The following is a 19098-nucleotide window of genomic DNA, read 5'->3' as shown; positions in this document are numbered from 1 at the left end:
TTGAAAAGCCCCCAATCTGCTCCCTTTCCCCCTCTCCCCACTGGGGCGGTCCGACGTTTCGGGAGGGCTGGGGTGAGGGGTGGCTTTTGAATCCGACACAAATCCTGAACCTCCACCAACCTGCCAATCCCCGACATCCCCTCTAGGAGCAATTCCCCGAGGAGACTACAATCGCCACCCTCGCCTCGTTGGCTGATCTGCCCCGCCCATGTTGACCTGTTCCGTACACCCGCTCCCCTATCGCGCCAACCCTGCCGAGTACTTCGCGGCGATTCGTCATGCCCCCGGTGCCGTGCTGCTCGACAGTGGCCGGCCGAGTGCCGAGCGTGGACGTTATGACCTGCTCAGTGCCTGGCCGCTGGAGCAAATAGCAGTATTGCCTGACGAAAGTGGCAGCGATTTCCTGCAACGCCTTCGCGATAATCTGACACGACTCGGTGAAGCGGCTGCTCCTTACGATTTGCCCTTCGCTGGCGGCCTCATCGGTTACCTGAGCTACGACTTCGGTCGGCATCTGGAAAACCTGCCGAGTCAGGCGCAGGACGATCTGCAACTGCCCGATGCACGCTTTGGGCTGTATGACTGGGCACTGATCAGCGATCACCAACTGAGTACAAGTCAGTTGGTCTTCCACCCGTCGCTGATCGACAGCGAACGTCAGCGTCTGATCACGCTATTCAGTAAGCCTACGGCTGAAGCAGTCGAGCCTTTCAAGTTGAAAGCCCCGATGAAGGCCGACCTTAGCCCTGACGAGTATCGCCACGCGCTCGAACGCATTCAGCAATACATCCAGGCCGGCGACTGTTACCAGGTCAACTTCGCCCAGCGTTTCCGCGCGCAGTGCCAGGGCGATCCTTGGGCCGCGTATTGCGCGCTGCGGGCGGCGTGCCCGACGCCATTTTCCGGTTTTCAGAGCTTGCCTGACGGCGGTGCGGTACTGAGTCTGTCGCCAGAACGCTTCGTCAAAGTCAGCGAACGCCATGTGGAAACCCGCCCGATCAAAGGCACCCGCCCTCGCGGACTGACCGCTGCCGAAGATGCGGCAAACGCCGCCGAACTGCTGGCCAGCCCCAAGGACCGCGCAGAAAACCTGATGATCGTCGACCTGCTGCGCAATGACCTCGGCCGGACTTGCCGTATCGGTTCGGTGCGGGTCCCGGAGTTGTTCATCCTGGAAAGCTACCCGAACGTGCATCACCTGGTGAGCAGCGTCACCGGAGAGCTGGCGGATGACCGGGATGCGCTGGACCTGATCGCCGGCAGCTTCCCTGGCGGCTCGATTACCGGTGCACCGAAAATTCGCGCGATGCAGATCATCGACGAACTGGAGCCGACGCGTCGTGGGTTGTACTGCGGATCTTTGCTCTATCTGGACGTGCGCGGCGAGATGGACAGCTCGATCGCGATTCGCAGTTTGCTGGTCAAGGATGGGCAGGTGTGTTGCTGGGGCGGTGGCGGAATCGTCGCGGATTCTGAGTGGCAGGCTGAGTATCAGGAGTCGATAACCAAGGTGAAGGTATTGCTCGACACCCTGAAAAACCTTTAAAAGCTTCGCGGGCAAGCCTCGCTCCTACTGTGACCGGTGATCACCTGTAGGAACGAGGCTTGCCCGCGAAGGCGTCCTTGAAAACAACTACAAACTCAACGCCCGATTCGAAGCCTTGATGAACTCCTGCTTCAGCGCTTCAAAGCTGTGCACCGCCGGGAACTGCGGAAACTCGCGAATCACATTGTCCGGCGCATGAAACAGAATCCCCACATCCGCCTCACCCAGCATCGTAGTGTCGTTGTAGGAATCCCCCGCCGCGATCACCCGGTAGTAAAGGCTCTTGAAGGCCAAAACCGACTGGCGCTTGGGATCTTTCTGACGCAATTGATAGCTCGTCACCCGACCGGAATCGTCAGTAATCAGGCGATGGCAGAGCAATGTCGGAAAGCCCAGTTGACGCATCAACGGCTGGGAGAACTCGTAGAACGTGTCCGACAGAATCACCACCTGAAAGCGCTCACGCAGCCAGTTGACGAACTCGATGGCGCCATCCAGTGGCTTGAGCGTGGCGATCACTTCCTGAATATCAGCGAGTTTCAAGCCGTGCTCGTCGAGGATCCGCAGGCGCTGCTTCATCAGCACGTCGTAGTCGGGGATGTCCCGGGTGGTAGCCCTGAGGGATTCAATCCCGGTTTTTTCGGCGAAGGCGATCCAGATTTCCGGGACCAGTACACCTTCAAGATCCAGACAGGCAATTTCCACAAGACACTCCCATTTGTATTGATTATTGAGTCGAGCGAGCAAAAGGACTGCCGAACTCTAGCGACTCAGGCTGGCGGGTGCAACGCAGAGGGCGCGCCAGCAGCAGCAGGATTTTGTTACCATCAGCCCCATATAGAGCGCCCAGCGCCACCGACCTGTAGGAAGCCGCCCTGATGAGCCCAACGTTCGACGTCGTGGAACTCGCCACGACCTATGCCAACAAATCCGCACAGGACATCCTGAAACTCGCGTTCGCTGAGTTTGGCGATGACCTGTGGATATCTTTCAGCGGCGCCGAAGACGTGGTGCTGGTGGACATGGCCTGGAAGCTGAACAAGAACGTCAAAGTGTTCAGCCTCGACACCGGCCGCTTGCACCCCGAGACCTACCGCTTCATCGATCAGGTGCGCGAGCACTACAAGATCGACATCGAACTGGTGTCGCCGGACTACACCAAGCTCGAACCTTTCGTGAAGGAAAAAGGCCTGTTCAGTTTCTACAAGGACGGCCATGGCGAATGCTGCGGCATCCGCAAGATCGAGCCGCTACGTCGCAAGCTCTCGGGGGTGACGGCCTGGGCCACCGGGCAGCGTCGTGATCAGAGCCCTGGAACTCGCAGCGCCGTCGCGGTGCTGGAAATTGATACCGCGTTCTCTACTCCAGAACGCACCCTGTACAAATTCAACCCACTGGCGCAAATGACCAGTGAAGAGATCTGGGGTTACATCCGCATGCTGGAGCTGCCGTACAACAGCCTGCACGAACGCGGGTTCATCAGCATCGGCTGCGAGCCCTGCACCCGTCCGGTGTTGCCGAACCAGCACGAGCGCGAAGGTCGTTGGTGGTGGGAAGAAGCGACGCAGAAGGAATGCGGTCTGCATGCGGGCAACATCATCAGCAAATCCAAGGCTTGAAAACCGCCTCAATAAATGTGTACACACGAATGTCACCATAGGTGCCATTTGTGTGTGCACTTTTCATTTCAGCGCCCCAAAAAGTTACACGCCCCTCTTCAGACTTCCTCAGTCGACCTTTCATACACATCCCACTGAAAAATAAATACCTGTTCAAACAGTCAATTTTTATCGCCTTTATTTCAGATACTTATCGCAAACAGATAACAAAACGAAATTAACGGTGAAATTCATAGATCGCTGACTGGCATGGATTTGGCTTAAATGCATACATGTTTTGTATACAACCACATCAAAACATACACACATTTTAGATCCGCAAGCCTGAAGCGCCCTATCCCGTACAGGCTGCAGATGCCCCGTAACCAATGATGCTGACTGCCCGCGACGAAGATTTGTCGAGCCAACGCTCATGCACAGTCATCGCGACGCCAAGCTCGGAGCCTGCCGGAATGCGTACTAGCCTCTCCAACAACAACATCGCGCTGGATCTGCCCTCCCACCCACCCACTTCAACCCCTCACGACCAAACGTTTCAAGAACCCGTCGTACTCAGCCCCCGCCTGCACAACAAGGACCTGGCGCCGACCAAAGCCGAAGGTCGACGTTGGGGCCGCTACAGCATTTTCGCCCTGTGGACCAACGACGTTCATAACATCGCCAATTACTCATTCGCCATCGGGCTGTATGCGCTCGGACTGGGCGGCTGGCAAATCCTGCTGTCCCTGGGGATCGGCGCGGCGTTGGTGTATTGCTTCATGAACCTCTCGGGTTACATGGGGCAAAAAACCGGCGTGCCGTTTCCTGTCATCAGCCGGATCAGTTTCGGCATTCACGGGGCGCAGATTCCTGCGTTGATTCGTGCCGTTATCGCCATCGCCTGGTTCGGAATTCAGACGTACCTGGCCTCGGTGGTCTTTCGGGTACTGCTGACAGCGGTTCATCCAGGTTTCGCTGACTACGACCACAACTCAATCCTCGGCCTATCAAGCCTGGGCTGGGTGTGCTTCGTGGCGATCTGGTTCGTGCAACTGGCGATTCTCGCCTATGGCATGGAAATGGTGCGGCGCTACGAAGCGTTCGCCGGGCCAGTGATTCTGCTGACCGTCGCCGCTCTTGCCGGGTGGATGTACTTTCAGGCCAACGCGACCATCGCCTGGTCGATCCGCGAACCGCTGACCGGCGGCGAGATGTGGCGCAACATCTTTGCCGGTGGTGCGTTGTGGCTGTCGATCTACGGCACGCTGATCCTCAACTTCTGCGACTTCGCTCGCTCGTCACCGTGCCGCAAGACCATCAAGGTCGGCAATTTCTGGGGCCTGCCGGTAAATATTCTGGTGTTCGCCTGCATCACAGTCCTGCTCTGCGGCGCGCAATTTCAGATCAATGGACGGATCATCGAAAGCCCGACGGAAATTATTGCCTCGATCCCCAACACCTTCTTTCTGGTGCTCGGCTGCCTGGCGTTCCTGATCGTCACCGTGGCGGTGAACATCATGGCCAACTTCGTCGCTCCGGCCTTCGTGCTGAGCAATCTGGCGCCCAAATACCTGACGTTCCGCCGCGCCGGGCTGATCAGCGCGACCATCGCGGTGCTGATCCTGCCGTGGAACCTCTACAACAGCCCGCTGGTGATCGTGTATTTCCTGTCCGGCCTTGGCGCCCTGCTCGGCCCGTTGTACGGGGTGATCATGGTCGACTACTGGCTCGTACGAAAAGGTCAGGTCAACGTGCCGCAGTTGTACAGCGAAGACCCCAACGGCGCTTATTACTACAGCCGCGGAGTCAATTTACGCGCCGTCGCGGCGTTCATTCCTGCCGCGCTGATCGCCATCGTCCTGGCGCTGGTCCCGGGCTTCGACAGCGTATCGCCCTTCTCCTGGCTGATTGGGGCCGGGATTGCCGGGATGCTCTACCTGATCATCGCCAAACGGCAGCCCCATTACGCAGACGTCAGCGGCGAAGCCATCGCCGTCGATAACGTCAGTCATTAACCCCTTGGCGGCCCGGCACCTTGGGGCCGCAGAACCACCTGTTATAAGGACTTCCCATGCGAATTCTCGTGGTCAACGTCAACACCACCGAGTCCATTACCCAGGCCATCGCACGCTCGGCTCAGTCCGTGGCCGCGCCCGGCACAGAAATCATCGGCCTGACGCCCTACTTCGGTGCTGACTCCATCGAAGGCAATTTCGAAAGTTATCTGGCTGCTATCGCGGTGATGGACCGGGTGATGTCCTACGACCAACCCTTCGATGCCGTGATCCAGGCCGGTTACGGCGAGCACGGCCGCGAGGGTTTGCAGGAGTTGCTCAACGTGCCGGTGGTGGACATAACCGATGCGGCGGCCAGTACCGCCATGTTCCTCGGCCATGCCTACTCGGTGGTCACCACGCTGGACCGCACCGTCCCATTGATCGAGGATCGCCTCAAACTGTCCGGACTCTGGGACCGTTGCGCGTCGGTGCGGGCCAGTGGTTTGGCGGTGCTGGAACTGGAATCCGATCCCGAGCGTGCGCTGGAGGCAATTATTCGTCAGGCGGAATTGGCCGTGCTTGAAGACAAGGCCGAGGTGATTTGCCTGGGCTGCGGCGGCATGGCCGGGCTGGATGAACAGATTCGTCAGCGCACTGGCGTGCCGGTGGTGGATGGTGTGACGGCGGCGGTGACGATTGCCGAGTCGTTGGTGCGATTGGGATTGTCGACGTCGAAAGTGCGGACTTATGCGACGCCGCGGCCGAAGAAAATTATTGGCTGGCCTGGGCGGTTTGGCAGGTAGACCGCGTCATCGTTCATCGCGAGCAGGCTCGCTCCCACAATGGGTCTGTGTCGTTCACAAATCCAATGTGGGAGCGAGCCTGCTCGCGAAGGCCGCGCCTCGGTTTTGAAGCCGGCTCATAGTGCACTGAACCGCTGCCCCAACCCCTGCTCCGCAAACTGCTCAATGACGAAATCCACAAACGCCCGGGTCTTGCCGGGCAGCAGTTTGTGCTCCGCGTAATAAATCGAAATGTTGCCATCGTCGACATACCAGTCCGGCAGCACCCGCTGCAAGGTCCCGGCCTCCAGGTAGCCCACGGCAAACGGCATGCTCACCAGCGCAATGCCCAACCCTTGGGCGGCCGTGGCGCAGGCCGCCTCCGAATCACTCATGGTCATCCGCGCCTTGAGCGTCAGCGGGCTGTGTTGCTGGGTGCGACTGGTCAATTGCCAGGAACGCACACGACCGGTCTGCGGCGATCGAATCAGGATGCCATCGTGATGCTTCAGATCATCGGGCTCGGCAATCACCTCACGCCCTGCAAGATAGTCGGCTGATGCTACCAACACCCGATGCGCCGGCGTCAGCTTACGCGCCACCACCCCCTGCGGCAGCTCGAATCCCCCACCAATCGCCGCATCGAACCCCTGAGCAATCAGATCGACCTGACGATTATCGAAATGCCAGTCCGGGTTGATCGCCGGAAAGCGTCGCAGAAACTCCCCGAGCAACGGCACGATGTACAAACGCCCGAACACGGTACCCATGCTGACCTTCAACGTCCCCGCAGGTAGCCCCTCGGCGCTGGCCAGATTGGCCACGGCATTCTGGATCGTGTGAAGACTGGAACTCACTTCACCGAGAAACCGATGACCCGCTTCAGTGAGCGTCAGGCTGCGAGTGCTGCGCTGAAACAGCCGCACACCCAGTCGCGCCTCAAGTTTGGCGACGCTCTTACCCACCGCCGCCGGGGTCAGACTCAGGCGGCGCGCGGCTTCGGCGAAGCTGCCGACCTCGGCACTGCGCACGAAGCATTCGATACTGCTGAAGGTTTCCATAAGCACCACTATAAACTTCTGGTTTACACAGACTATCGCAATTACCGTCTACACAGCCGGTAATCCTGAATCGATACTGGGCTCCATCAACCGAGACATCTCGCCTCGGGACTCTGGAGATCGATATGACTACTCAGAACCTCAGCGGCAAAGTGGCTTTGATTCAAGGCGGATCCCGCGGTATCGGCGCCGCCATTGTCAAACGCCTGGCCGCTGAAGGCGCGACAGTGGCCTTCACCTACGTCAGCTCCACGGCCAAAGCCGAAGAATTGCAAAACAGCATCACCGGTGACGGCGGCAAAGCCCTCGCCATCAAGGCTGACAGCGCCGACGCCGAGGCCATCCGCAACGCCGTGACCGCCACCGTAAAAGCCTTTGGCCGCCTGGACATTCTGGTCAACAACGCAGGCGTGCTGGCCGTTGCACCGCTGGAAGATTTCAAACTCGAAGACTTCGACCAGACCCTCGCGATCAACGTGCGCAGCGTATTCATCGCCACCCAGGCCGCAGCCAAACACATGACCGAAGGCGGTCGCATCATCAACATCGGCAGCACCAACGCCGACCGCATGCCGTTCGCCGGAGGTGGCCCTTACGCCATGAGCAAGTCGGCGCTGGTCGGCCTGACCAAAGGCCTGGCGCGTGACCTCGGCCCGCGCGGCATCACCATCAACAACGTGCAGCCGGGCCCGGTTGACACTGACATGAACCCCGCCAGTGGTGACTTCGCCGAAAGCCTGATCCCATTGATGGCGGTGGGTCGTTACGGTAAAGCGGAAGAAATCGCCAGTTTCGTCGCCTACCTCGTGGGTCCCGAAGCCGGCTACATCACCGGTGCCAGCCTGACCATCGACGGTGGTTTCGGCGCCTGATGTTCTGAATCACGCATAAAAAAACGCTGGCAACCCTGACCAGGTTGCCGGCGTTTTCATGTACGCAGCTTTAAGCCCATTCGAGCGCTGGCAAACCGCAAGCGCTCGGATTGAACGCTTTCAGCGTACGAAGAATGCCATCGGCGTGTGCGTATTTTTCGTCAGCCATCGCCGCATCCGGGATCGCAATCGCGGTCATCCCCGCCGCTTTCGCCGCCGTGACACCGAACGGTGAATCCTCGAACACCAGGCAATCTTCAGGCGCTACACCCAGGCGCCGCGCCGCCGTGAGGAAGATGTCCGGTGCCGGTTTGGCCGCGCCGACTTCAGGATCATCGGCCGTCACGATGAAATCGAACAGCGCGAACCAGTCGCGGTGCAACGTGGTTTTCTGGCCGAACGACTGACGCGACGAACTGGTGCCCACCGCGATCGGAATGTTGTTGGCCTTCAAATGCCGAACCAGCTCCTGCGCGCCAGGCATCGCCAGCGCTGTAGGAAAACGCTCACGCATCAGCGGTTCGCGGATCACCAGGAACTCTTCGGCGGTGATCGGCAGGTCCAGCGCCTCGACCACATAACGCGCCAGATCACCCGCGCCACGGCCGATGATGTGCTGTTTGACGCTCCAATCGAAGACCCGACCGTAACGCGCGGCAATCATGGACGTGACCTCGGTGTAAATGCCCTCGGTGTCCAGCAACAAGCCGTCCATATCGAAAATCACGGCCTTGATCGGGCCGAATTCATTCAGCGGTGCATTCATCGCATCTGATCCGTTTTCTATGACATCCCAGAGGCGGCTCAGGTACGGCCGGGTCCGCGATCGATTAAAGGATTCAGCAGCATAGCGACCGCGACTGGCATAGGGCAACGGGCAATGCCTGAGTGGTACTAAAACCTGCGCCGAAGTGCTCTCCGTCATTTAGCGATTTCCCCTACACCAAACACTTACTTTCCCGACTTCTTTCCCCGCCGATCCCCCGCAAAGTCTCGCGCTCTGAATTGATCCGCGCGAGGGACTGCGAATGTTCATACCTGACAACCTCCTGGCCTTGAACAATACCATCGGGCTGCTGGTGGTCGCCGCCATGGACCCTGAGCACCCGGATGTCGAAGCGCTGCTCGATGACTTTCGGCTCTGCCTCAATGACTACGATGCCTGGGCTGAAAGTTTCTGGACCGGCAAGGCCCTGGATGTCGAGCAAGTATTCAAGGTCGGCAATGAAGTCCGTCTAAGCGCGCCGAAGAATTCGACCACGCCTGTCAGTGCGACTGTCGCCGCGTGCCAGGCCAGCGGTCCGTTGACCCTGGTGCATATGTTTGAGGCAGCGCGTTTCGTGCCGATCGGCAATACGCCGGTGATGCTTGAACCTTTGCTTTCCGATGTGGCGGGTGAACAGACGTTCGGCGAGCCGATCTACGACGAGATCGGCCCCAGCGGCATCCTGGAAATCCGCGATTGCCAGCGCGGCCAGCGTTATCGCATCACCTTCTTTCCCGATGTATCCGCTGATCACGTCAAAGCACTTTACGCCTCCTATCAGGGCGTCATCGGCGAGCTGGAACGCTGGTTGCGCAACGAATGGACGACCGAGTTCGAACCAGCGTGGGCCGGGTTCTCCCAGGTCGGTTTCATCAAGCGCTACGGCATGCTGCAACAAGCCGATTGGCGCGGCTTCGAGAACTCGCTGAACGGTTTGTGGGATGACGTGAAACAGATTTACGCCCTGATCGCGGACCTGCAAGCCAACAGCGAAAAACTCCTCGAATACCTGACCCGATCCGAGCTTGAAACGCTGCTGAACGCTTCGGCGGAGTCCATCGCCAAGGTGTTGCTGATGCTGAGCGACGAGCCGTTGATGTTCATTCATCTCGCGGCGTTCACCAGTTGGCTGAGGATGCTGCCGCCGCAGTACATCGCCGAAGTCGTGGCGGAAATTCGTACGGAGATATTGATCAGTTTCCTGCTCGTGTGCCTTACCGGTCCTGCGGGACTGGAGTTGCGCCTGAGTGAGAAGGTGCTGTCCGGGATCAAGTCCCCGCAGACCCGGCAATGGCTGGCGGCCGCCAGTTTGCGATTGGCTGAGCTCACCGCCAGGTCCGACCTGACAGCCCACGCTGGCGCGCTCAAACCGCTGATGGTCAATGCCCGGAATGCACCGATCAAACCTGCGCCCGCCGTGTCGTTGCAAATCACCGCCGGGGTTGCGCCAGTTCTGTTGGTGAAGAATCCGGTGGCCATTGCTCGCGACAAGTCTGAAGCCATGACCAGGATTGGCAGGCAGGAACATCGCGATGATGCCCCGGAGCAGGCGAAAAACCCCAACGGTGAGAGCGCCGATTGCGGACCGTTGACCTGTACCAATGGCTGTCCGGTATCGATGGTCACGGGCGAGGAACTGCTCACGCTGACCGACGGTTCACTTGACGGTATTTTGCCGTTCGACTTCACCCGGCTCTATCGCACCAGTGCGGTGGAGATCGATTGCGGGCTCGGATTCGGCTGGAGTCACTCACTCGCCCATCACCTGGAAATCGATGGCGACACCGTCATCTGGATCGACCACGAAAACCGTCGTACGACCTTTCCGCTACCGAATATCGAGCGCCCGACGATTCACAATAGCCTGTCGCGGGCGGCGATTTATCTCGGCGATGAACCCGAAGAATTGATCCTCGCGCAAGCTGGCGAAAAAACGCGTTTTTTCCACTTTCGTGCAGGACGTCTGACGGCCATCAGCGATGCCTATGGCAATCGGCTGACGGCGCAGCGGGACACTTCTGACAGGATCAAACGCCTCGATAACGGCGTAGGGCGTTCCCTTCTACTGCGCTATGAGCGCCGGCACATCGTCGCCGTCGAGTATCAGTGTTTTTATCCGGCCGACACCCTGGAAGACGTCTGGCGTACCGAGCACACACTGGTTGCCTACCGCTATGACGCTCGTCATCGCTTGATCGAAGCGACCAATGCCGCCGGCGAAAGCGAACGCTACGACTACGACGATCAGCAGGTGATTCTGCAGCGGCAGTTGGCCGGTGGGGCGAGTTTCTTCTGGGAGTGGGAACGTGCCGGTAAGGCGGCCCGGTGCGTGCGGCATTGGGCGACTTTTTCGCAGATGGACACGCGTTATGTCTGGGACGACAACGGCAGTGTGCGGGTTAAAAACGCCGACGGTAGCGAAGAGATTTACGAGCACGACGACCGCGCGCGGCTGGTGCGCAAGGTCGAGCTGGACGGCGGCGAACACCTCAAGGCCTACGACGATCAAGGTCGGTTGCTTGCTGAGCAGAATCCGCTCGGCGCCGTCACCGAATACCGTTATGACGAAGTCGGACGGCTTATCGCGCTGATTCCGCCGGAAGACGAGCCGACGACCTACGAGTACCGCAACGGTTTCCTGCATGCGCGGTACCGCGGTAAAGCGGTGTGGAAATATCAGCGTAATGCGCACGGTGACGTCACCGAAGCGACCGACCCTGACGGCCATGTCAGTCACTTTCACTACGACGAAAAAGGGCAGCTGCTGTCGATCCGTTACCCGGACAACAGTCGGCATGTGTTCGTTTGGAATGGCTTGGGGCAGTTGGTTGAAGAAACGCTGCCGGACGGTGGTGTGCGGCGGTTTTCTTACGATGCGTTGGGGCGGCAGATTACCCGACAGGATGAACACGGCGCCGTTACCCACTACCAATGGGATGCCGTTGGACGACTGATCCAGACGACGCTTCCTACAGGCGCGAGCCGCGCCTTCAGCTACAACGCCTACGGAAAAATCACCGCCGAACGCGATGAACTGGGCCGCGTCACCCGCTACGAATACATCGACGACCTGCACCTGGTCAGCCGCCGCATCAATGCCGACGGCACCCAACTGAAGTACCGCTACGACAACGCCCAGCTGTTGCTCACGGAAATCGAAAACGAGTCCGGCGAAAAATATCTGCTGGACTACACGCCCAATGGCTTGATCCGACAGGAAACCGGATTCGACGGCCAACGCACGGCGTACGCGTACGACCTCAACGGCCATCTGCTGGAGAAAACCGAGTTCGGCGAGGACGGTTCGCAGCTGGTGACGGCTTATCAGCGGGATTCGGCCGGACGCCTGCTGGTCAAAACCTTGCCCGACGGCATCAAGGTTGAATACCGCTACGACAGCCTCGGCCGACTGGTCAGCGTCGACGACGGCCACGATCACCCGCTGGAGTTCGAATACGACCAGCAAGACCGGCTGATCAGCGAACACCAAGGTTGGGGCACCTTGCATTATGGCTACGACGCCTGCGGTCAGCTGAATCGCCTGCGCCTGCCGGACAACAGCAAACTCCACTACCACCACGCCAAAGGCGGCGCGCTGACGGCCATCGACCTCAACGGCACCCGACTGACGTCGCATACCTTCTTCGCCGGGCGCGAACTAAACCGCCAACAAGGCCTGTTGCTCAGCGATTATCAGTATGACGACCAGGGCCGTCTGAAAGCCCACTCTGTCAGGCAACACCTCCAACCGCTGTATCGCCGCGACTATGCCTACAGCGCCAACGGCAACCTCGACTACATTGCCGACACGCGACACGGCCAACGCAGCCACCAATACGACCCGCTCAACCGCCTGATCCGCGTCCGCCACACCCGCGACGACCCACCGGAAACCTTCGCCCACGACCCGGCGGGCAACCTGCTGATGCAGGACCGCCCCGGCGCCGCGACCGTCAAAGGCAATCGTCTGCTGATGCAAGGCGACCGCCATTACGACTACGACGCCTTTGGCAACCTGATCCGCGAGCGCCGCGGCACCGGGCAAAAACTGGTCACCGAGTACCGCTACGACTGCCAACATCGGCTGATCGGCGCCACCCTGCCCAACGGCAGCCAGGCGACCTACCGCTACGACGCCTTCGGCCGTCGCATCAGCAAAACCGTCGACGGCAACACCACCGAGTTCTTCTGGCAGGGCGACCACCTCGTCGCCGAAAGCAGCCGCGAGCATTACCGCAGCTACGTCTACGAACCGGGCAGCTTCCGCCCGCTGGCCATGCTCGACGGCAAAGGCCCACATCAGGCCTGCCCGTTCTACTAGCAACTCGACCACCTCGGCACACCGCAAGAACTCACCGATTACAGCGGCGACATCATCTGGGCCGCCCGATACACAGCCTATGGCCGCCTGACTCGCCTCAACCGCGACACTCATCAGGTGCTTGATCAGCCGTTGAGGTTTCAGGGGCAGTATTTCGATGCGGAGACCGGCCTGCATTACAACCGGCATCGCTACTACAATCCGGATGTTGGACGGTATTTGACGCCGGATCCGAGTAGGTTGGCGGGTGGGATTAACGGGTATCGGTACACGCGGAACCCGACGGGGTGGGTTGATCCGCTGGGGTTGAGTGAGAATTGCCCACAGGCGGGAACAGGAAATTGCCTACCTCCGGATGAGACAGGCAACACTAAAATAAATGATGGAGAGCCTGACCTCCCCTATTCAGGAACCATCTCAGCCGCAATGCAGAAAAAGATTCTGTACGGGATTCGGAGCCCTAGGCATAACAGCCCTATTGGTGGGCACTCCGCAAAAGTACTTAACTCCCCGGAGTATCAAGTGGACGTACTTCAGACGAATAGAGATGGCACCATCAGCGCAAAAAATTTCAAGATGATTCTGGAGCGTAAAGATGGAACAGTAGGCTGGTCGGCCGCTAAATCACCTAATCGACATACGTTTGCGCCGGAGAACTGGAGTGACGAAAAGATCCTAAGAGCTACAGATGAGGTGGCACGTGCGCCAGGTGCAATCATTCGCGATGAGGCTGGAATGAAAATCACCCAACACACAAAAGTCATTGATGGCGTCGAATGGCAAGTGATTAAAGAAAACGATCAGATCACCTCATCCTATCCAACGGGAGGTAAGCCGTGAGGCCAGAAGATAAGAATGACATTTTTCAAAAGTTTGAGACTTGGATGGGTGATTCAGAAAACTCCAACTGGACTGCCTATTCCAGCGAGCTTGTGGCCAAAGTGGTGTTGTGTGATTTTGCAGCCGAGGATTGGATAAAACTTGCAGCAACAGTGTTAAGCAAAGCTGAATACTGGCAGCAGCGTTGTATCGTTTCCTTAGGAGAAAACCGCTCACCAGAAGCGATTGAAATAATGAAACTTGTCCTCATGGATTCTTCATATATTGACGCCCGCACAATCGCAATTTACGAATTGGACTGGGCCGAGGTCGCAATAGAAAGCAAATATGCGTCTGCGATAATTGAGATCATAAACTCAACCCCACACGAAGAGGTTGAACCTGAGCTCAAATCGCTATTAGCGAAATCTCAAGCTTCAACGGATTAGGGTGAGCCAAAAATGCCCAGCAGTTTACTGGGCATTCAGTTGCAAATATTGAGTTACTTAATCACCCGAACCTCTCGTACTCCCACCAGCACCACCCGCGCCTCCTCCCGCAGACCCAGAACTCCCACCGCTCCCGCTTCCACTCATCCCGGAACTACCGGATCCTCCAGACCTACTCCCAGAACCGCTCCCACTCGAACCTCCACCACTCATCGCCCCGTTTCCCTTCTCCGGGCTGGTGCTACTCCCGTTTGCATCACCACCATCCCCACCCTCAATGGTGCCAGGCGGCAACGCCTTCCCGTCCGAGGAGCCCGCATTCATTTCGGAGTACGGTGGCCTCCCGCCCTTATCCACAGGTGCATCGCTGCCGGAGGACTGAGCAAACGCCGACATTGAACCGGCCGACAACACGCCGATCACCGTCAGGGCCGTCAATTTTGACCTGATCATGGTGTATCTCCTTTAAAAGGTGCGTACCTGATTTCTGGCAGCCATCGCTTTTCAAAGGTGCCGCACAATCGACGAGCGGCGCAGAGCCACAGCGTAAATTCAGCTCGATTCGTTTGAACCGTCGTCACCGGCAATGTCCGGGTCGTCAGGGTGAGCTTCAACATCTCCGCGCTTCACTTCATCAGACGGCAACTGCTCTACAGCGGTGTCGTCATCAGGCGGACGTTGATCACGACTCAGGGAATCGGTCGGTGAAGGCAGCGGATATTCGGGGGTATCGTCGATGTCGGAGACTTTCGGATCAGCGTTCATAAAGCACCTCTCGTGGGGCCTGAAAAGCAGGCCCTGAGGTTTCGAGGATCGCGCCCTGCATTGCGTTCGATCAGAGAGACGATCGGTCGAACCCATCGCACAGCAGGGTCAATCTTCGTCCTCATCCTCTTCCTCGTCTTCGAACTCGATATTTCCGACGTCGCCCGCATCATCGGAATCATTGAGCGGCACCGTTGCGTCATCCATCAGGGAGCCTGGGTCTTCGTTACCAGGATCGTTAATGAACGGAAGCCCGCTCGGGCCTTTTTCTTCCTTGCCTTCGGTTTCAGGAGTCATGGCACGCCTCACATTCTGGGGTGTATGAAGTTCGAGGCGGCCCACGACCAAACGTTCCAGAGTCCTACTACCAGAAATGAAAAACCCGGCGCTAGGCCGGGTTTCTGGTGTAGCTCAATGTCGAATCAGTGATGTTTGTTCTTGTGCTTGTTTTTATGCTTATGCTTGTGGCCGCTACCGGAGTGCGAACTGCCGCTATCGTTACCCAAGTTGTTGCCTACCGCCCCACCCGCCGCGCCGCCCAGGCCTGCGCCAATGGTCGAACCGGTAGAACCACCGAGGCTATTGCCAATCACCGAGCCACCGGCCGACCCCAGACCACCACCAATAGCCGCTTCTGTGCGACTGCCTTTGTTCGCGCCGACCGCGCTACCTGCCGCGCCGCCTACACCGGCGCCAATCGCGGCACCCGTGCTGCCGCCCATTTGCCGGCCGACCACGTCACCTAGCGCACCGCCAATACCACCGCCAACTGCAGCGGTGCCGTCACCGGCAGCCATTGCACCTTGAGCGACCAAAAGTCCCAGAACCAACGTGGACAATGTCAAACGCATGATATGAACCTCTAAATTCCGTATCGGGGGTAAGAGAACGCGTTACGGATGGCGTGAGTTTAGCTTTTTCATCACGCCAGCGCTGATCGTTGGACAGCTGTAAATTCGAAGAGCGCGAATAAGAAATATCCAGATACAAAAAGCCCGGCATCAAGCCGGGCTTTTTGAGCTGTTCAATCAGGATCAGTGACGCTTGTGACCTTTGGCCAGGTTGCTGCCCACGCCGCCGCCCAATGCGCCGCCCAAGCCTGCGCCAATGGTGGAACCGGTCTTGCCGCCCAGGCTGTTGCCGATTAACGAACCGCCGGCCGCGCCGACACCACCACCAATGGCGGCTTTAGTGCGGCTGCCTTTGCGTGCTCCAACAGCACTGCCGGCCGCGCCCGCGACACCAGCACCAATCGCTGCACCGGTGCTGCCGCCCATGCTCTGGCCAACCACATTACCCAGCGCGCCACCCAAACCACCACCGATGGCGGCAGTGCCATCACCCGCGGCCATCGCACCTTGAGCAACCAAAAGCCCCAGAACCAAAGCAGGCAGTGTTAAACGCATGACAAGAACCTCAAAAAAAGGGGTAACCGAAAGGGGCGAGATTGAATGCTTTAGAGGAGACAAAGTCCAGACACGCACGGGTACAACCTCGCAATAGGCGACGGTTGGACAGCGTTTTTAGAAAAGGTTTTATGACAGGCAAAAAAAAGCCCGCTGGGGGAACGGGCCAGGTACTGCTTTCTAACGGATGAGTTAAGCCTACGTAGGTAGGTGTGAAAAGTTTGTGAAAAAAAACACCAACTGCGGGTTGTGTATCTGTAGTCCAAATCTCAACAGCCGAACTTGTGAAAATGAAAACCCCGCTCAATGGCGGGGGCTGTCCGGTTGACGGCTACTTCCTGGAAGGCGGCATCCTCTTGGGCAAGAAATTCGCCTTTTCGGTTCGGGGCACCTTGTATTTCACTTTGGCGACCTGGTCCCGGTCTTCACCAAAGCCCGATACATACTCCGCTTGACCACACTGCATGCAATTGTTGATCGGAAACTCAGATCCGTCGTCTTCGATATACGAATCAGCCATACCTTTCCCCTCTCAAAAAAGGGTCGACACCGGCAAGCCCTATTTGCCTGAAAAATATCGACCTTCAACGCTTCTGAGACTAGCCAGTCATTACTGGACTTGTAGTTCAGATTACTGCATCCCCGACGAACGGCCTCGTGACACATTCACCTCAACTTGACCGCCGTTCCGGTCACGAACACCACCACCATCCCGCCCTTCCCGGCCGGCATGCTGATCTCATAATCAAGCCCCACCACCGCATCAGCTTGAAGTGCCCGCGCCCGTTCCTTCAACTCGTCGGTTGCCTGAATCCGTGCTTCCTTCAACGCCCGCTCCAATGTCTGAGAGCGCCCACCGAAAAAATCCCGCATCCCGGCGAACATATCGCGGATAACGTTGACACCCTGCACCGACTCGGCGCTGACAATGTCCAGATAGGCGGTGATTTGTCGGCCTTCGATGGTGTGGGTTGTGGTGGTGATCATTAAATTTCCTTCTTCAGGGTCCGGGGATAATTACTCAAGGCAACCTGGACAGATGTTGAGCCAACGCATCAAACGCCGGCAAGGTAACCGGATTGTTAGCCGAGTTACTGGCGACCGGATGGGAGGCGTAGCGAACAATCACCATCTCGGCTTTCGGGTCGACATAGATGCGTTGCCCATGGACCCCGCGCGCCATGAAGGCTCCACCTTCTTTGTTGGTCACCCACCACATTGAACAGTAGCTCCACCCCTTCAACAAATAGTACCCCGCCAGGGCGAATGCCTGCTTGTCACCGCCGCGACGTATGGTCGTCGACCACCGCTTGGGGCACGATTTGCTGACCGTTGAACTGGCCGTCATTACGAAACATCTCGCCAAACCGTGCGATGCATCACCACAATCCCGTCGGTGTAGGTGGCCGCGAGGGATTGATCCCAGGTCATCGGAGCCTTCGCGCCAAGCGGGACGAAGCTGATCGTATCGATGTCTTTGCGCAGCGCAGATACCAATGGAACCGGTGCACCGAGCCCCCGTGAAATGTTGATCGTAGGCATCAGTTGACGGAAGTTCGAGACACTCCAACGCATCGCCGGGAACTGGAAATAGCTGCCGTCTTCGAAGCGCACGGTACGATCTGCATTTGGTGGCGAGCCGACCATCCAGCCTAGTTTTGCGGGGTCGCTGGCTTCAGCATCGGGGAAAGTCTTAGTCGTGGATGCAGTGGCGAATAAGGAGACGGTACTCATCAACGCGGCGGAGAGGGAAATAGCAATGCGGCGGGAAGCGGCTGTTGTCGGTTTAACAGAAATCCCGTTTACACAAAATCTGGGACACCCTCGAAGACCGTGCTTGCAAAGTCGTCTAACAGAGCTCACGCCCGTTGCACAGCCGTGATGCGGAGCGCCTTGTTCATCTGCTACTGCCAAGGTACTAGAGCAGCTTGACCAACACAGTTGTGACAGTGGCCACCGTGCCAATCAACCCAGTCGCTACAGCCACCGGATACCAAAAAGCTTCACGGGTCATCTTCCCCGCCTCGGCGTTCAGCTTGCGCTGCTCAGCCATCAGCTTGACGATCTCCACGTGAGCCTTTTCCAGTTCGGCCTGTTCCATGGTGAATTTCCTGCATAACGTGCGTTCGTCCTTCCAGATAACAGGCCGCGTCATGTGCCTTGCCGTTGATTCATTTTGTACCCTAAAGGCGCAAAGCGAATACCCCTCACGAAACGGCTCGTGTCAGGCGCTGAAACTTATGAAAGCACCCAACTACCTGGCTTTCCATCATTACTTCCCACATTCCTATCCCCCGTCCTACATGAATTTCGGAAGCGCCTTCGCCGATGGTCTTGGGTCAATAACATTGCCATCCACAAAATCCAGACACCAGAAACCACAAAACCCCTGACTTCTCTCGAAATCAGGGGTTTTGGTTACATCGAATTTGGCGGTGAAGGAGAGATTCGAACTCTCGATACAATTTCTTGTATACACACTTTCCAGGCGTGCTCCTTAAGCCACTCGGACACTTCACCGTATCTCGTCAAACATGTTCTGTCTGTCGAGGCGCGCTAATGTAGTCGAAAGCTTTTCCGATGGCAAACTTTTTTTGCAGAATTTTCATGCGCTTAGCGTTTTAGTCGTTCGAGCAGGTTCCAATCCATGGCAAACCCGCCAATCTCCGGCTTCGCGCCCTCCTCTATATAGAGGGGAATGCGCGGCTGGTGCGGC

The 19098-nt window shown here is 57.9% G+C and carries 16 protein-coding genes, 1 tRNA gene and 2 pseudogenes; 7 read left to right on the top strand and 12 right to left on the bottom strand.

Translation table 11 applies throughout. From position 1 onward, the window contains the following. Positions 1 to 208 precede the first annotated feature (208 nt). Positions 209 to 1546 carry an aminodeoxychorismate synthase component I gene (gene pabB / locus QFW87_RS09345; RefSeq protein ID WP_283190339.1) on the top strand — a complete coding sequence of 446 codons (1338 nt, stop codon included), beginning with the start codon at positions 209 to 211 and terminating at the stop codon, positions 1544 to 1546. A gap of 87 nt (positions 1547 to 1633) precedes the next feature. Here pabB and thrH read toward each other — a convergent pair whose 3' ends face one another. Next, on the bottom strand, positions 1634 to 2251 hold the full coding sequence (gene thrH, locus QFW87_RS09340; protein ID WP_283183716.1) for a bifunctional phosphoserine phosphatase/homoserine phosphotransferase ThrH: 618 nt from the start codon (positions 2249 to 2251) through the stop codon (positions 1634 to 1636). A gap of 173 nt (positions 2252 to 2424) precedes the next feature. On the opposite strand from thrH, the gene QFW87_RS09335 reads away from it, so the two are divergent. The 3 genes from QFW87_RS09335 (at position 2425) to QFW87_RS09325 (ending at position 5944) form a co-directional block, all read left to right on the top strand. Beyond that, complete coding sequence (locus QFW87_RS09335; protein ID WP_008027340.1) at positions 2425 to 3165, top strand: phosphoadenylyl-sulfate reductase; 741 nt, start codon at positions 2425 to 2427, stop codon at positions 3163 to 3165. Between the two features lie 452 nt (positions 3166 to 3617). After that, entirely contained in the window at positions 3618 to 5159 is a 1542-nt protein-coding gene (locus QFW87_RS09330; protein ID WP_283190338.1) for an NCS1 family nucleobase:cation symporter-1, read from the top strand. 56 nt (positions 5160 to 5215) lie between these two features. Beyond that, complete coding sequence (locus QFW87_RS09325; protein WP_201113462.1) at positions 5216 to 5944, top strand: aspartate/glutamate racemase family protein; 729 nt, start codon at positions 5216 to 5218, stop codon at positions 5942 to 5944. A 116-nt stretch (positions 5945 to 6060) separates the two neighbouring features. Here QFW87_RS09325 and QFW87_RS09320 read toward each other — a convergent pair whose 3' ends face one another. Further along, on the bottom strand, positions 6061 to 6984 hold the full coding sequence (locus tag QFW87_RS09320; RefSeq protein WP_283183713.1) for a LysR family transcriptional regulator: 924 nt from the start codon (positions 6982 to 6984) through the stop codon (positions 6061 to 6063). 125 nt (positions 6985 to 7109) lie between these two features. Between QFW87_RS09320 and QFW87_RS09315 the strand changes: the two genes are divergently transcribed. Then, positions 7110 to 7856, top strand: coding sequence for a 3-oxoacyl-ACP reductase family protein (locus QFW87_RS09315; RefSeq protein ID WP_283183712.1), 747 nt, complete (start codon positions 7110 to 7112; stop codon positions 7854 to 7856). A gap of 70 nt (positions 7857 to 7926) precedes the next feature. Here the strand turns inward: QFW87_RS09315 and QFW87_RS09310 are convergent, their stop codons facing one another. After that, on the bottom strand, positions 7927 to 8622 hold the full coding sequence (locus tag QFW87_RS09310) for an HAD-IA family hydrolase (RefSeq protein WP_283183711.1): 696 nt from the start codon (positions 8620 to 8622) through the stop codon (positions 7927 to 7929). Positions 8623 to 8884: 262 nt separating this feature from the next. Here QFW87_RS09310 and QFW87_RS09305 point away from each other — a divergent pair. Together QFW87_RS09305 and QFW87_RS09300 are read left to right on the top strand one after the other, a co-directional pair. Then, positions 8885 to 13783 (top strand): annotated as a pseudogene (locus QFW87_RS09305) (RHS repeat-associated core domain-containing protein). After that, positions 13780 to 14211, top strand: a complete 432-nt coding sequence (locus tag QFW87_RS09300) for a HEAT repeat domain-containing protein (protein ID WP_283183709.1) — start codon at positions 13780 to 13782, stop codon at positions 14209 to 14211. The pseudogene QFW87_RS09305 and the gene QFW87_RS09300 overlap by 4 nt, the downstream one beginning before the upstream one ends. Positions 14212 to 14763: 552 nt before the next feature. Here QFW87_RS09300 and QFW87_RS09290 read toward each other — a convergent pair. The 9 genes and pseudogenes from QFW87_RS09290 to QFW87_RS09250 form a co-directional block, all read right to left on the bottom strand. After that, the gene (locus QFW87_RS09290; RefSeq protein ID WP_283183707.1) at positions 14764 to 14976 is read right to left on the bottom strand and encodes a hypothetical protein; all 213 of its coding nucleotides are present in this window, start codon (positions 14974 to 14976) and stop codon (positions 14764 to 14766) included. 108 nt (positions 14977 to 15084) lie between these two features. Beyond that, on the bottom strand, positions 15085 to 15273 hold the full coding sequence (locus tag QFW87_RS09285) for a hypothetical protein (protein ID WP_046047922.1): 189 nt from the start codon (positions 15271 to 15273) through the stop codon (positions 15085 to 15087). Between the two features lie 125 nt (positions 15274 to 15398). After that, positions 15399 to 15827, bottom strand: a complete 429-nt coding sequence (locus QFW87_RS09280) for a glycine zipper domain-containing protein (protein ID WP_283183706.1) — start codon at positions 15825 to 15827, stop codon at positions 15399 to 15401. Positions 15828 to 16010: 183 nt separating this feature from the next. Then, positions 16011 to 16382: a bacteriocin gene (locus QFW87_RS09275; RefSeq protein WP_283190336.1), complete on the bottom strand. Its 372-nt coding sequence runs from the start codon at positions 16380 to 16382 to the stop codon at positions 16011 to 16013. A 331-nt stretch (positions 16383 to 16713) separates the two neighbouring features. Then, a complete protein-coding gene (locus QFW87_RS09270; protein WP_283183705.1) occupies positions 16714 to 16902 on the bottom strand; it encodes a hypothetical protein in 189 nt (62 codons plus the stop codon). Positions 16903 to 17048: 146 nt separating this feature from the next. Further along, positions 17049 to 17369, bottom strand: a complete 321-nt coding sequence (locus QFW87_RS09265; protein ID WP_095130296.1) for a YbjQ family protein — start codon at positions 17367 to 17369, stop codon at positions 17049 to 17051. A gap of 34 nt (positions 17370 to 17403) precedes the next feature. Beyond that, positions 17404 to 18116: pseudogene (locus QFW87_RS09260) on the bottom strand (hypothetical protein). A 184-nt stretch (positions 18117 to 18300) separates the two neighbouring features. Next, positions 18301 to 18483: a hypothetical protein gene (locus QFW87_RS09255; RefSeq protein WP_283190335.1), complete on the bottom strand. Its 183-nt coding sequence runs from the start codon at positions 18481 to 18483 to the stop codon at positions 18301 to 18303. Between the two features lie 329 nt (positions 18484 to 18812). Continuing rightward, positions 18813 to 18902 (bottom strand) — tRNA-Ser (locus QFW87_RS09250). Between the last annotated feature and the right edge of the window lie 196 nt (positions 18903 to 19098).

Source organism: Pseudomonas sp. PMCC200344, assembly GCF_030053095.1.
In the GTDB taxonomy this organism is placed as follows: Bacteria; Pseudomonadota; Gammaproteobacteria; order Pseudomonadales; family Pseudomonadaceae; genus Aquipseudomonas; species Aquipseudomonas svalbardensis.
Note: the sequence above shows the minus strand (reverse complement) of the source record. Positions and strands in the feature narration are given on the sequence as shown.